The following is a 14,814-nucleotide window of genomic DNA, read 5'->3' as shown; positions in this document are numbered from 1 at the left end:
CTTTTTTATGCTTCCATTTTTAAGCAAATCCCTTTGTTTAAGGGACTGCAAAGATAGAAAAATACTTTTTAACTCCAACTTTTCCCGAGGATTTTTAGCACATTTTTTCTTGTAGCATTCACAAATATCTGTCTATAAATAATTTACACTATTTATTATTTTTCATAAAAATAAAGAGTTCTGCTTTTTGGGGAACATAATAGTAAAAATGCTTTTGTAATCAACATCTGTGATGATTCTTATTATTCTATTATTGTCGTTTTTTAAGACTTCATCCATGATTTCTGAAAAAGAAGGATTAAAAATCTATTTCTAATCCTTTCGCATTATATCAAAGGTAAGCAAGTTTTAAAAAATCTGCGTAATCTGTGGAATCTGCGAGAAAAAAATCCATTTCTAATTATCTCGCTGATTGAGTGGATGATGGTGATAAATCTTAGCGACTTGCATAAGTCTTCGAAACAGGTATTTCGGAGACTTTTCTATTTTTGTAAGCAGCAGATTATTGGGTTGCTTTCATAATTGCTGTGGTAATCTGGTTTTCTTTCTTTTTGGCGTACGTAGAATCAAAAGGTTCCATAATATCGAATAAATACTGGTAAAAAGGGGTAATTCTTTGTACATTTTCAGATTCTTTCACGGCCTTTTCTTTACCCATCTTCTGAAGTCTGCCGGCAAAAGTACTGAACTTCTTATCGATCGGTTCAACAGATTGTAAGATATAGGCATAAGCTTTTTCTTTCTGACCCAGTGTTTTATAAGCCTCTGTAACAGCAGAAACCACAAGAGCATATTCCATAGGTTTTGTCCTCATCTGTTTTCGGGCCGCCCTCTGGAATGGAGGTGAAAGATTCAGGTAATAATCATATTCTTTGAAAATTTCATTCTTAAGATTTTCCGCAAGCTGTAATCCTTTCTGTTCCTGACCTGCAATAATATATCCTGATACAATTGAACTTAAGGAACGGGGATCATTATATTTTTCTGCAGGAATTTCTTTGGCTGCAAGTTCTAAAAGTTCAACGGCTTTAGCTTTCTGATTATTTAGTACCAATGCCGAAACCGCCCTGCTTACAGACATCCTGTAGCCGATGATATTGGATGTGGCTGTTTCGTCATAATAAATGCTCTGGTCTTTAAAGTTCCCCCACCTGAAGTTTTTCACTACATGATACAATGAATTGGGATCTACCCTTCCTTTATCTCCATCAGGATGCTGAGGGGTATGGATAGGTATTAGCCTGTAACTGAATCCGTCAAACTGAAGATATTCATCAAGGTAGAAAATATTCTCACTGTCATAGATTCCTCCTGAAGAGAAGTTAATTGGACGTTTCCAGTCGAAATTTGCCAACAGGTCCATCATCATCAGGTTATTTTTATACAGTGTATTTCCTTTATAGGTAATCATAATCTGACTGACAGCATTGGGAAGGTCTTCCGGGTTAATGATTCCTGCTTTCACAGCATTTTCTTTATTGACGGGAAGGATAAATTTATTAACCGGAAGAATATTATATTTCTCATATTTCTCTTCTCCGAAATACATTTTTAAAAGCTGGTCTTTTTCAGGAGATTTGAACTTAATAAAATCAATAGCCTGCTTCAATGTTAAAGAATCCTGTGTAAGGTATTTTCTGAATGACTGGAATTCCGTTTCAGGAGCTCCCTGTTCTTTCAACATAGAGAAAACCCCTTCCCAATCTTCTTTCTTCATCATATAGACCTGCTCATTGACACCGTCTCTGTAGTCATCATGTGTTAATTGGCTTGGAATTCCATTTGCATTGTAGGTTTTCCTCTTTACCTGATCTATACTCCAGGGAGTAGCCAGCAGTGTAAAGTTTACTGTTTTTACATCATCCCGGAACCTTTCTGTTTCCTGAATTGCCCAAACCGGAAAAGTATCGTTATCTCCATAAATAAAAATAATATCTTCTTTCGGTAATGATCTTAGGAATGAATAGGCGTAATCATGTGCCGCAGATTTCCGGCTTCGGTCATGTGATGTATAGTTCTGGAAACCCATCATAAAAGGTATTCCCAACAAAACGATTCCTAAAGCAATATTAGCTCCGTTAGATTTTATTTTGGATTGTAAGAACCATAGAATAGCTCCGGCTCCCAATCCTATCCAGATGGCGAAGGCATAGAATGAACCTACCATGGCATAATCTCTTTCTCTTACTTCAAAAGGCTTTACTCCTGTATAGAAAACAATTCCAACACTGGTCAGAATAAATAATGATAATAAGGCATAAAACCTTCCAAAATCACGGTTTAGTTGGAAGAAGAACCCTATTAAACCTAAAATCAAGGGGAGGAAAAAGAATTTTACGGTACTCTCATTTTTGAATTGAGCTGGCATTGCATCCTGGTTTCCAAGCAAAGCATTATCTATAAAAGAGAAGCCTGAGATCCAGTTTCCATGAGTATTCTCCATATGTCCCTGAAGGTCATTCTGCCTTCCTACAAAGTTCCACATCAGGTATCTTACAAAGTAATACCCGTTCTGGAAAGAAAAGAAGTAATCCATATTCTGGGCAAAAGAAGGTCTCTGAACCTTTATCAGATTGTATGGTTTTACTTTCAGATAATCTGCCGCCGTAATTGATTTGTCCTCATATTTAGCTCTTAGCTCATCGAAGATCTGCTTAGCCTGTGGGTTGTCTGCAACATCCTCATTGTCATAGTTAAAGGTGAAATCCGGAGCTCCATACAGGGCAATATAGTTGGCCGCCACATCTTTATCTTCACTGAACATTCTGGGCATGAAACTTATATGGGATTTACTGAACACATAGTTGAATCTTTCCCCTGTTTTTCTATAGGTTCCGGACTTTTCATCTTTTTCGTATATGTCTCCTGTTTTCTCCGTTTTATAACTTCCGTCTTCATTTTTTTCAATCCCTTTCGCATCAAGGAAAGCCGTATAATTTTGTCCGTAAGTCGTTGGCCAGTCACCATATTGTACTCTATTATAATAATCTCTCATTCCAATGGCTGTATCAGGATCATTAAGATTCATGGGTGGATTGGCATTCGCCCTGATTGGGATTACCATCCAGCATGAAAATCCAATAATCATATATACCAGGGATAAAACGATGGTTTGATATATCTTTTTTTTAGTCTTCCCCGCATATTTTATCAGTATATACGAAATGGCTACCATGAGTATAAATGCGACAATAGTTCCAGAGTGAAAAGGTAGCCCCAGCCCGTTTACGAAGAAAATCTCCAGTCTTCCGAACATGGTCATAATCAAAGGGAAAATAATCTTAAATACCAATGCCAGAATCACCAGTGTTATAAAATTGGCCAGTATAAAACTTTTCCAGGTAAACGTATAATTTCTTGCATAATATATGAGGCATACGGCAGGAATAGCCAGCATACACATCATATGCACCCCAACAGAAAGTCCTAAAATAAAGAAGATAAGGATGATCCATCGCTCACTGTCTGCTGCTTGATATTCATTTTCCCATTTTGTGATCAGCCAAACCAAAAGCGCTATAAACAGCAAAGCCATCGAGTACACTTCTCCTTCTACTGCCGAAAACCAAAAGGTATCTGAGAAAGTAAAACATAAAGCACCAACCACTCCGGCAAACAGAATAGAAAATTCCTGTTTCCTGGTTATTTTTTCAACATCTTTATATAAAAGTCTCCTTAGAAAATGAGTGATTGTCCAGAATAAAAACAAAATGGTAAATGCACTGAACAAGGCAGACATGGCATTGATCACAATAGCATAGTTCTGCTCATTTCCCAAAGCAAAGATACTGGCTACCGCTCCCATAATCTGAAATAAAGCAGCTCCCGGGGCATGCGTTACTTCAAGTTTTACTGCTGAGGAAATATATTCTCCGCAGTCCCAGAAACTCAGGTAATGTTCTATCGTTGAGAGATAGGTAATTAAGGCAATACCGAAAAGGAACCAACCCAGAACGGTGTTCCATTTTTTAAAAGACCAGTTTTTCATATAATATTCTCCAATAAACAGTAAGACAACCGGGAAAAGAAAAGTATTACACAGCATTGTGAAAATATTGTATTTTCAAAATGACATTATGTAAAAAGCCTTCAGATCAGAGATCTGAAGGCTTATATTTTTATAAGAAAAATTCTTTCTTTAATACGTATTATTCAATCCACCATCCAAAGGAATACTGGTTCCGGTAAGATAAGCTGAATATTCTGATGCCAGAAAAGCCACCAGGTGACCATATTCTTCCGGTTTTCCCAATCTTTTCATTGGGATCTTATTTTCTCTGGCTTTTTTTATCTCTTCAGTGGAAGCTCCGGTTTGCTGAGCTTCATGATTAATAAGGTTCTGGATTCTTTCTGTATCAAAATATCCGGTGAGAATATTGTTCACTGTAACATTATGCTGTGCGATTTCATTTGATAATGTTTTTGCCCAGGCGATTACTGCTGAACGGATGGAGTTGGAAAGGGTCAGATTATTAATAGGTTCTTTCACTGATAATGAAGAAACATTGATGATACGGCCGTTTTTCTGCTGAATCATATGAGGTAAAGCCAGCAATGTGGTTTCACAGACTGTTTTAAAGAGCAGATCAAATGCTTTTTGGTAATCTCCTGCATTTTTGTCCAGGGCCAAACCCGGCTCAGGGCCATTAGTGTTGTTGACCAAAATATCGATGGAATGACTGCTGAAATAGCCTGTTATAATTTTCTTATAGCTGTCAAAGTCAGAAAAATCAACAACCAGGTACTCATGTTTCTGATCCGCATTTACCACCGGTAATGAAGAAACAAAATCTTTAAGTTTCTTCTCATTGCGGGCCATTACTGTGACATTGGCCCCGCATTTTGCCAGTTCTATGGCAATTCCGGCTCCTATTCCCTGCGTTGCTGCTCCTACCAGAGCATTTTTTGAAAAAAGTTGAATATTCATAAGCTCTTTGCTGAATTATATTGATTCATATAAATGTAAGAAAAAACCTTCAAACAGATTTTGAAGGTTTCTCATTCTGCAGTCAATAATTATTTAACCACTGTAGCTTCCAGTTCTACTTTTAATGTTTCAAATAGCCCGTTTACTTCCAGCATAGTGACGGCCTGTTCAATCTGATGTTTTGCAATCCATTCCTGAAGAACCGGAAAATCAGGCCAGAGCTCCTGTGTAGAAGTGGTATATATGTTTAGCCTGACAATTTCTTTATATTCATACCCTGCTGCGGTAATAACTTCTTCTAAATTTGCGATAGCCTGCATCAGCTGGGATTTCATGTCTTTATCACTTGAAGTTCCGTCAGGATCAATAGCCGCCTGTCCGGAGCAGTATAATGTACTTGTTGCATTCTTCACCTCAACGGCCTGGGAATAACTTCTTTCATCCTGCCATTTCCACGGGTTTACTGTTCTTTTTTCCATTGTTTCAATTTATTAAAGGTTACTTTGCAAAATTGAAGAATAGAGGCTTTACAATTCTGTGATCGCGATCACGATTATGAAGTGAGGGAAATCACAATTTTAGAGCGGTAACCTGCTTAGTGTTTCTCTGGAAACCCCTAAATAGGCTGCAAGAAGAGACTTTGGAACACGTTGGACGAGTATCGGGTATTTCTCAAGCAGTTGCTCATAGCGGTCTTTTATCTCAGTGGTCATCGTAGAAATAATCCGTTGTTGTGCTGCAATAAAACCCATATATGCTTTTTCCAGGAAAAAATGCTCTAGCTTGGGTAGCTGGGCACATAGTGTTCTGTAATCGGGCAAACTAAGACATAATACTTCAGTGGCTTCCACACACTGCAGGGACATGGTAGCCTTGGTTTGTTTATAATACGCCTGAAAATCTGTTTCCCACCAATCTTCCATGGCAAATCCTACAATATGCTCCTTTCCCGATTCATCGGTATACACCAGTTTCAGCAAGCCTTTTAATACAAAATAGTGATAGGCTACGGCTTCCCCTTCCTGCACTAAGAACTGATGCTTTTTATATTTTTTAAAAGAGAAGAAAGAGGAAACTATTCTGAACTCTTCGTCGGTAAGGGGTACTATTTTTTCAAGATGGATTCTTAGCTGCTCTAGCATTTTGTATAATTAAACTTCTTATGTAAATGGTCAAAAGTAATCTCTCTGTTTACAATTTCTGCAACCTCGTCAAACGTAAGCAGTCCTTCTGCTTCAAATGAGTGGCCATTAGGAGTTTTATATGTATATTCAAAAATATCCCGCTGATAAATACTGTTTAGAATGGCTACCTGCGCCGGCTTTAAATACGGTTCATGGGTTTTCAGCTGATTGTATAAATTCTGTTTCAGCTCTTCATCATCATCTTCATAAAACATAGAATCTTCATCTATTTCCATTACCGCTTCCAGCAATTGACGAAAAATGAAATCCTGTAAATTTCCGGCCAACACTTCTGCCTCTTCGTCATCATGAGGAATAAATGTTATGGGAACTTCGCCATTATTCTGCAGATCAAACTGAAAAGCATATAAATCCCCTGCCCCATTTTTAGCAAACGGAACAAATTGATAATCAGGATGAACATTTCTGTAATCATCATCATCAGACATTTCTTCAATGGAAGCTGTGACAAAATGATGATCATTCCAGATCTCAATATCATATCCGAAGAGCAATAACGGAGGGTTCTTTTTTAGTTCAGGAAACACCGTGAGATACCAATCCGGTCCGGTTTCCCCCCAATCCAACATTTTGTTTTCAGCCAGCTGGTTATATATTTCAGGATATTGAAAATTATATTTCTGTTCTAGTTCTTCTCTATTCATTGTAGTTATGTATTACGTTCTATGCAAGTATATAGTAGTGATCTTAGTTTTACAATATGCTTTTTATTCAAAAATAAGCCTATTTACCGGAGTTTACAACCTTTAAAAGATTTATACTGAAAACGGATAATGCTCTCCCAGTTTGGGATGAATGGTATTCAAGGCTTGATAAAATCCCAGCTTAACAGATTTCGGGATATGTTCATGTTCCTCAAAATACGTATCCAACTGCTGAATGATGAATGCCATCTGCAGCCACTGTTGAAAACTGATATACATGGGCTCTATCTTCTCATCATAATCGTGGTCATAGAAGAAAACCTCATCCTGTGTATCCAGAAACCACCGGTCACTCTGCCCGTTTCCGGCAAAACACCAATAATCATTTAGTTCAAATTCTTTATTTTCATTGACTGCTTCCACAGCATTATATACAATTGTTTCCGAAGAAACCTCTGTTGTTTTAATGGAAGTCACCAGATTTTGGTAATATTCAGGAAAAGAAAACGCCACAGCCTTCGGAAAGTTTTGCAGGTCATTTTCCCATTTCAACATCTCAGCTTCTATTTCTTCAATCGTCAGTATTTTAAACTTCATCATAGCCCCTTAATTCTTAACTCTTAACTCTTATCTCTTGGCTCTTGATTCTTGATTCTTTACTCTTGTCTCTATAAAGCTCTCTCACCATCACAGCTTTCCGTTTACCAGTTCATCAACTTGAGTATAAAAAGAATCTTTACTGTAATCTGCCAGTCCCTGATGATGAAGACGGATTCTCCCTTTTTTATCCAGTACAACTGTAGTCGGTAACGAACCGTTATATAACTCCTTTGGAATAGCGCCGGCAGGGATTATAAAAGGAACCGTAAAATTCTTCTGTTTTAAGTAGGCTTTACCAAGCCCAGGATTGTCATCCAGATTTACAGTAAGAAATACTATATCCTGATGATTCCTATACTTTTCATAAAATTCCTGAATAGAAGGAAATTCTGCCCTGCAGGGAGGACACCATGAGGCCCAAAAGTTAATAAAGACTACTTTTCCTTTCAGATCAGCAGTATTGATTGTAGTTCCATCTTCATTCTTAACCATAAAATCTATGGAAGGTATCTGTGAAGTGGTAGATTCCGATATGTTAGAATTAAGAATTCCAGCAGAAGCCATTTGTCTCATCAGCCAGGCCTTTGCATCCGGGCTCACCAATAAAACAACCAACAGAACTGCAAAAATTACAGTAAACCAATTATTTTTCATCCATTTTTTCAGATCTTCCATATTTCTTATTTTTCAGATAAAAATCCTTTGAAAAGCATTTCTATATTATAATGTTTTTAAAGCCTTAGCAGCATTTTCATTTTTAGGATTTATTTCCAACAGTTTCTGATACGTCTGCTTTGCCTTATCTTTTTGACCAGCTTTCACATAGGCTTCTCCTAAACTGTCATATACATTTTGACTGTTAGGATACAATATGGAATTTACGCGAAAAAAATCAATTGCTTTTGTGAAATCTTTTTTACCAAGCAATGCATAACCGGTATTATTCAAATAGTCTTCGGAAAGAAAATAATGATCCATATCTTTGACCTTGCCATTTTTATAGGCTTCTAATCCTTTGTCAAAACTCCCTTCCATAATCAATTCTAGCGGTGTCTTTTCATCACTGCTCATTTGTGGGCTTTTTGAGCGTATCGTTTTATCCTGTAATACCTGTACAAGTTCGAGTTTCCCTGTTGAAGCATTTTTTACAAATTCTGATGTGAAATCCCAATTCTGTGTTACATATGTATTCTCTCCCACTTTAATGAGTTCCATTGGGGTTTCCAAATTATTAATATTCAGTAGTAACTTTCCGTTTTCACGATAAATCCTGTAAAGTCCGTACTGGTCAAATTTGTAACGCCCGATACTTTCATTAAAGTCCTGCTCGGTTAGGGATAAAGCTTTATAAACAGGGGGAAGATAATTGGGCCATTGATATACAGATGCTACTGCACGAACCAGCTCTTCTATAAAGTCGGGTTTATTGGTATTGGTTAAAATGACAACTCCGTCACCACTGGTTTTACTTCCTATAAATCTGCTGGAAAATCCTTCATTCCAGCCCCCGTGATTGAAATAAACCTGCCCGCTTTTATTCTCAAGAAAAACTCCTAATCCTTCAAATTTATCGATGAAAGGACTTGTAAATTCCTCTGCGGTTTTCTGAGAAATAACGATGTGGCTTTTATTATGCAATGTATTTTGAATATCAATTACAAATCTGGCCAGATCTTCAGCGGTAGTCCACAGCCCTGCAGCCGCCATTTCAGGATAAGTATGATACTTTCCCTTCACTCTTTGCCCATCCATCGTATAGGCTGTAGCTGCCCACTGAGCCTGACTTTCAGGTAGTGGCTGACTGAATGTACTGTTTTTCATACCCAAAGGCAAAAGCACATTTTCCTTTATAATGGTTGGAAAGTCTTTCCCTTTAGTATCTATGAGCATTTGCTGCATCACACAATATCCACCACCAGCATAGCGGAAGGGAGTTCCGGGAAGCTTATCCACTATAATAGCAGAAGTATTAGACGGGCTTTCTCCCTTTAAAACCTGGAGTAGCGTTGGTATAGGTATGCCGGCTTCATATCCGGGAAATCCACTCACGGTAAAGCCTGCGGTATGACTAACAATATTTTTGAGACTGACTTTTTTTTCTTTCGTAAATTTATTTTCAGGAATTTTCCAGGAAGTCAGATAGGAATTTACATCAGCATCCGGGTTTATTTTTCCTGCTTCCACTTCCTTTAGTGCAGCATAAACACTTACGGGTTTACTCATAGAGGCTGCCTGAAACAAAGTTCCGGAATTCACAGGAGTTTTGGATTCTACATCTGCCAGGCCGTATGTTTTGCTCCAGATCACTTTGGAGTTTTTGATCACTGCAATGCTTACTCCCGGAACATTATAATGTTTCATCCGGGATTCCAGCGTCCAGAGTGGCTTACCCTCAAAACGAATGACAGGCATTAATCCTGATTCTACACTGGAAATCTCTTTGGCTAATTTGGTTTGGGACTGTGCCAATACGGAATTCCCTATTATTCCGAAGACAAATGCAATATAAAAAGACGTTTTAACGTTCATGGTATTGAAGTTTGGTTCCTCAAAAGTATAACTTTACCGTTACTAAATAGAATGTATTTTGTAGATTCCTGCTTAATTACCTAAAAATTAAAAAAATAATAAACCAGCACAATACTATGTTTCACATAAGTTCTATTATCTTTGCCAGCGAAGTTTCCGAGTATTTTTTAGAATAAAAGGGTTGGTTAAAAAATTAATTTATTCAATAACAAGTTTTTGTGTAACTAATCCTCGGTCTCTTCAACTAATCTTACATCAATAAACTATTTTAATATAGAAAAGATCTACTTCTTTTTAAACAAAACTAATGCAAACATCCTTTTTAAAGATTACCGCAGCCACCGCTGCGCTCTGTTTCAGCACCTTTGTAATAGCTCAACAAACCTATTCTGTAAGCGGAACGGTTAAAGATAAAAAAAATGGCGAGCTACTAATCGGAGTCACGGTAAAAGTAAGTGAAGATCCTTCTATTAACGTTGTTGCCAATGAATATGGCTTCTATTCTTTATCCTTACCGGAAGGCAATTATACGATCATTATTTCCAATTCAGGATACAAAGATTTTGAACAGCAGATAAAAGTTGATCAGAATATAAAGCTTGACCTTCCTCTTATCCAACAGGAAGCCATCTCCAAATCGATTGATGAAGTAGTGATAACGGGTATAAAAAAAGACAAGAATCTTTCCAGTGCTCAAATGGGAACTGAAACACTAAGCATCAAAAATATTGAAAAACTCCCGGTTTTATTCGGTGAAAAAGACGTTATGAAAACTATACAGCTTTTACCGGGTATCAAAAGTAACGGTGAGGGAAGCAGTGGATTCAGTGTAAGAGGTGGGGCTACAGACCAGAACCTGATCTTACTGGATGAAGCGCCGGTTTATAATGCGTCTCACTTACTGGGCTTTTTCAGCACCTTTAACAGTGATGCTCTGAAAGATGCCAGTATTATCAAAGGAAACAGCCCTGCCCAATATGGAGGACGTCTTTCTTCCGTATTGGATGTAAAGATGAAGGACGGAAATAACCAGGATTATAATGTCAACGGAGGAATCGGGCTGATCAGCAGCAGGCTGAGTGTAGAAGGCCCTATCCAGAAAGAGAAATCATCATTCATTGTTTCCGGAAGAAGAACTTATGCTGATTTATTCCTTAAGACCAATAAAGACTACAAAGACAATAAGTTATATTTTTATGACCTTAACTTAAAGGCCAATTATCAGCTTAATGAAAATAACCGCCTCTATTTATCTGCCTATTTTGGAAGAGATGTCCTTGGATTAGGAAATACATTCTCAACAGATTGGGGAAATACTACAGCCACACTGCGTTGGAACAGCATCATCAACAGTAAATTATTTTCCAATACATCCTTCATCTACAGCAATTATGATTATAAAATCAGCCTGAAGAGCAATGATAATGTATTTGATTTAAATTCTAAAATACAGGACTGGAATCTTAAGCAGGACTTCACCTGGTTTGCAGGAAATAAACATTCTATACGTTTTGGCCTTCAGTCTATTTATCATACCCTTACCCCAAGCAGTGCATCAGGGACCAGTGTGAGCAGCTTTCCAAGAAATCCAAGATATTCATGGGAGAATGCCCTGTATATCAATGATGATTATAAGGCTACAGAGAAACTTACCATTAATTATGGGGTAAGACTTTCCCTATTCAGTGTATTGGGAGGTGATACTTTCAACACGTATGAGAATGGAAATCTTACAGAAAGCAGGTTTTTAGAAAAAGGAAAACTTGGGAAAACCTATATAAATCCTGAGCCCCGTATTACCGCCAATTACCGTATCAACGAAGTCAGCAGTGTGAAAGGAGGATATTCTCGTAATACTCAAAATCTACACCTTTTAAGCAACTCTAACAGCGGAAATCCTACAGACCAATGGATTGGAAGCAGCTATACGGTAAAACCGGAAATTGCAGACCAGATCAGTGCTGGCTACAGCAGGAACTTCAAAAACAATAATTATGAAATCAATGCTGAAGTCTATTACAAATCCATGCAGAATCAGATCGATTTCAAAAACGGAGCTCAGATTGGATTTGATACAGGATCAGATGTAGAAAATGAATTGCTGTTCGGAAAAGGCAGAGCCTACGGTCTTGAGCTTATTGCCAAAAAGAAAAGCGGCAAGCTTACCGGATGGATTTCTTATACCTTATCCAAAACTGAAAGAAAAATAAACGGGATCAATAATAATGAATGGTATAATGCCAGAATGGATAAAACGCATGATCTATCCGTAGTAGCGACTTATCAGTTTAATGAAAAGTGGTCCATGTCCGGACTTTTCCTGTACAGTACCGGAAATGCAGTGACCTTCCCTACCGGAAAGTATGAACTGAACGGGCAAACGATCTTCCAGTACAGCAACAGAAATGCAGACAGAATGCCTGCTTATCACAGAATGGACCTGAGTGCTACCTATGAGCCAATCTCTAATAAACGCTTCAAGGGTTCATGGACTTTTGGTATTTACAATCTGTATGGTCGTGAAAATGCCTATACGATTACTTTTGAAGACAATCCAAATAATCCGGGAACAACACGTGCTATGCAGACTTCTCTATTCCGTTGGGTACCTAACATCACTTACAATTTCAAATTTTAAATCATGAAAAATACATTTTTTATCATATTATCCCTGTTTGCTTTAACATCTTGCGAGAAAGAGATCGATCTGGATCTTGCCGACCAAAGTGGAAATATTGTCATTGAAGGGAATGTTACCGATCAGGCCGGCCCTTATATCGTGAAAATAACAAAATCTGTAGGAGTTTCACAGCCTAATCAATATCCTGCTGTAACGGGTGCACAGGTTACTTTAAGCGATAATGCCGGTCAAACGGAAGTTTTACAGTACATAGGCCAGGGAAAATACCAGACTACCAATTTTGTGGGAGTATCCGGCAGAATCTATACCCTGAATGTACAGGCAGAAGGAAAGCAATATACCGCTCAAAGCACAATGCCTGAAGTAGTGGATTTTGAAGGTCTGTCACAGGATTCATTTTCTTTCGGGGACGAAAAAAGCTATACCCTTTTACCCATTTTTACAGATCCTGTTGCATTAGGCAACCGTTATCTTTTCAGCTTTACCATCAATAATTTAACAAAAAAATACATGGATGTCTTTTCAGACAATGTGAATAACGGGCTTGCCAATCAGCGTCCGATCATCCTTCCGAATGATGATAATGACGGCAGAGATCATAAAGTGGTTGTGGGAGATACCATTCACGTTGAAATGCAAAGCATTGACACCAATGTATTCACCTTTTACAGTGCTCTTCTTCAGATTTCCAATGGTAATGGCGGCAGTGTGACGCCAGCTAACCCTCCAAGTAATATCAGCAATGGAGCTTTAGGCTACTTTTCAGCCCATACACAGAGTGAGCAGAGTTTTGTGATCCAGGAAGTAACCACTCCATAATTTAAGAAAAAAATTACCCAGCAAATATCTTCTTCATGTGTATTAAACAGAAGGGTATATTCTGAGGATCTATTCAAAATAAAAGCAGCCTTCATCATTTTGAAGACTGCTTTTTTGAAAATGTACGAATATTCTGAATTAAAAACCTGATTCCAGCACCTTTAGCAGTTCTGTCTGCTGGATCACATCATTTTTGCTGCTGATAAGATTATAATTAGCCTGAAGCCATCCGTTGCGGACAACAAAAAATGTATAAGCATCCATTAATCCTTCTTTATATTTTTCTTCAGATTTCTGAAAAGACAGTTTTTGATTTTCAAAATTGGTGTCCAGCAAATTGTATTTCTCCTGGGCGTTTAAAAACTGTGCTTTAATTGAATTAATATTTTGGGTCAGGTCGTTGATGATTAGCTCCTTATCATACTTGGAATTGATGACATTCAGCTTTGCTGTTTCCACGTTCGTTTTTACCTGTAACTTATTAAAAATAGGAATATTGAGTCCCAAGATTACAGACTGGTTTTTGTTTTGAGAAAACTGATCGGAGAAACGAATACCGGAACCGTCATCCTTTCCCAGCACTTTATTATAAAAAGTAGACCAGCTGTAACTTGCATTTAAAGTTGGCAAATACCCGGCTTTCGCTATATCTTCTTTCTTCTCCTCTGCTTTAATCTCTGCTATCACAGATTGGTAAGCAGGATTTTTCTCCAATAATTTTTTTGTAAAATCCGGATCTCGAAACGCTGCTTCCGAAGAGAGATTTTCATCAGTCATCACGAACTCCAAAGAATCATGAGTAAAAGCCAATGCATTCAGCAGGTTAATTTTTGACTGATCCCGTTGATTTTTAGCGGACACCCACTGTTCCTGTAAAGTTCCCAGATTCGCTTTGATATCGTATACATCACTTTTGGGTCTGTTTCCAATTTCTACTTCTTTTTCAGTACGCTTAATCTGATCCTGCATTCCGGATATCTGGGTTTCCAGGACTTCCAGCCAGCTTTTCGCATTCTGGTAGGCAAAAAACATTTGAATAACATTCAGTTTTACCTTATTCTGTGCGAGCTTAAGCCTGTATGTACTGGTTTGTTTATTCAATGTAGACAAAGATATATCCAGCATATTTTTCCAGTTGAAAAGACTCCAGTCTGCCTGAGCCGTAAACTGGTCATACTGTGTATTAAGGGCTTCCCGCTGGTTACTCGACTGGTTAATGGAAGATCCAAAACTATAGGTATGTTTCACCCCGGCTTCTACAGAAGGCAGCAGCATCCCTTTTGATCCGGTAATCAGCTTATCATTTTTGGCAACATTCACGGTGGCTTGTTTAACCAGCGGATGATGAGCTGCAGCATAATCGAGACATTGTTGCAGGTTCCATGTTTGCTGAGCCGGATAAAGGCCAACAAAAAACAGGAAAATCATATTTTTCATGAGGATGTTCTG

General features: G+C 37.9%; 11 protein-coding genes. 2 read left to right on the top strand and 9 right to left on the bottom strand.

Annotation, left to right across the window (positions count from 1 at the left end):
• Positions 1-502: 502 nt before the first annotated feature.
• From LQV47_RS15555 to LQV47_RS15520, 8 genes are all read right to left on the bottom strand, one after another.
• Entirely contained in the window at positions 503-3,988 is a 3,486-nt protein-coding gene (locus LQV47_RS15555; RefSeq protein ID WP_230038580.1) for a DUF2723 domain-containing protein, read from the bottom strand.
• Positions 3,989-4,138: 150 nt separating this feature from the next.
• Complete coding sequence (locus LQV47_RS15550) at positions 4,139-4,927, bottom strand: SDR family oxidoreductase (RefSeq protein WP_230038426.1); 789 nt, start codon at positions 4,925-4,927, stop codon at positions 4,139-4,141.
• 89 nt (positions 4,928-5,016) lie between these two features.
• Positions 5,017-5,406: a RidA family protein gene (locus LQV47_RS15545; RefSeq protein WP_230038424.1), complete on the bottom strand. Its 390-nt coding sequence runs from the start codon at positions 5,404-5,406 to the stop codon at positions 5,017-5,019.
• Between the two features lie 99 nt (positions 5,407-5,505).
• Entirely contained in the window at positions 5,506-6,069 is a 564-nt protein-coding gene (locus LQV47_RS15540) for a Crp/Fnr family transcriptional regulator (protein WP_230038422.1), read from the bottom strand.
• Complete coding sequence (locus LQV47_RS15535; RefSeq protein WP_230038420.1) at positions 6,063-6,776, bottom strand: SMI1/KNR4 family protein; 714 nt, start codon at positions 6,774-6,776, stop codon at positions 6,063-6,065. Before LQV47_RS15535 ends, LQV47_RS15540 begins: the two co-directional genes overlap by 7 nt.
• Positions 6,777-6,887: 111 nt before the next feature.
• Positions 6,888-7,376 (bottom strand): hypothetical protein, encoded by a 489-nt coding sequence (locus tag LQV47_RS15530; protein WP_230038418.1) that lies wholly within the window; start codon positions 7,374-7,376, stop codon positions 6,888-6,890.
• Positions 7,377-7,463: 87 nt separating this feature from the next.
• Complete coding sequence (locus tag LQV47_RS15525; RefSeq protein ID WP_230038416.1) at positions 7,464-8,051, bottom strand: TlpA disulfide reductase family protein; 588 nt, start codon at positions 8,049-8,051, stop codon at positions 7,464-7,466.
• Positions 8,052-8,096: 45 nt separating this feature from the next.
• Positions 8,097-9,905 (bottom strand): serine hydrolase, encoded by a 1,809-nt coding sequence (locus LQV47_RS15520; protein ID WP_230038414.1) that lies wholly within the window; start codon positions 9,903-9,905, stop codon positions 8,097-8,099.
• Positions 9,906-10,212: 307 nt separating this feature from the next.
• On the opposite strand from LQV47_RS15520, the gene LQV47_RS15515 reads away from it, so the two are divergent.
• A complete protein-coding gene (locus LQV47_RS15515) occupies positions 10,213-12,543 on the top strand; it encodes a TonB-dependent receptor (RefSeq protein ID WP_230038412.1) in 2,331 nt (776 codons plus the stop codon).
• A gap of 3 nt (positions 12,544-12,546) precedes the next feature.
• Positions 12,547-13,365 carry a DUF4249 domain-containing protein gene (locus LQV47_RS15510; protein WP_230038411.1) on the top strand — a complete coding sequence of 273 codons (819 nt, stop codon included), beginning with the start codon at positions 12,547-12,549 and terminating at the stop codon, positions 13,363-13,365.
• A gap of 138 nt (positions 13,366-13,503) precedes the next feature.
• Here the strand turns inward: LQV47_RS15510 and LQV47_RS15505 are convergent, their stop codons facing one another.
• A complete protein-coding gene (locus tag LQV47_RS15505; RefSeq protein ID WP_230038408.1) occupies positions 13,504-14,802 on the bottom strand; it encodes a TolC family protein in 1,299 nt (432 codons plus the stop codon).
• Positions 14,803-14,814 lie beyond the last annotated feature (12 nt).

The organism is Chryseobacterium sp. Bi04 (genome assembly GCF_918698085.1).
Lineage (GTDB): Bacteria > Bacteroidota > Bacteroidia > Flavobacteriales > Weeksellaceae > Chryseobacterium.
This window is presented reverse-complemented; position numbering and strand designations above follow the sequence as displayed.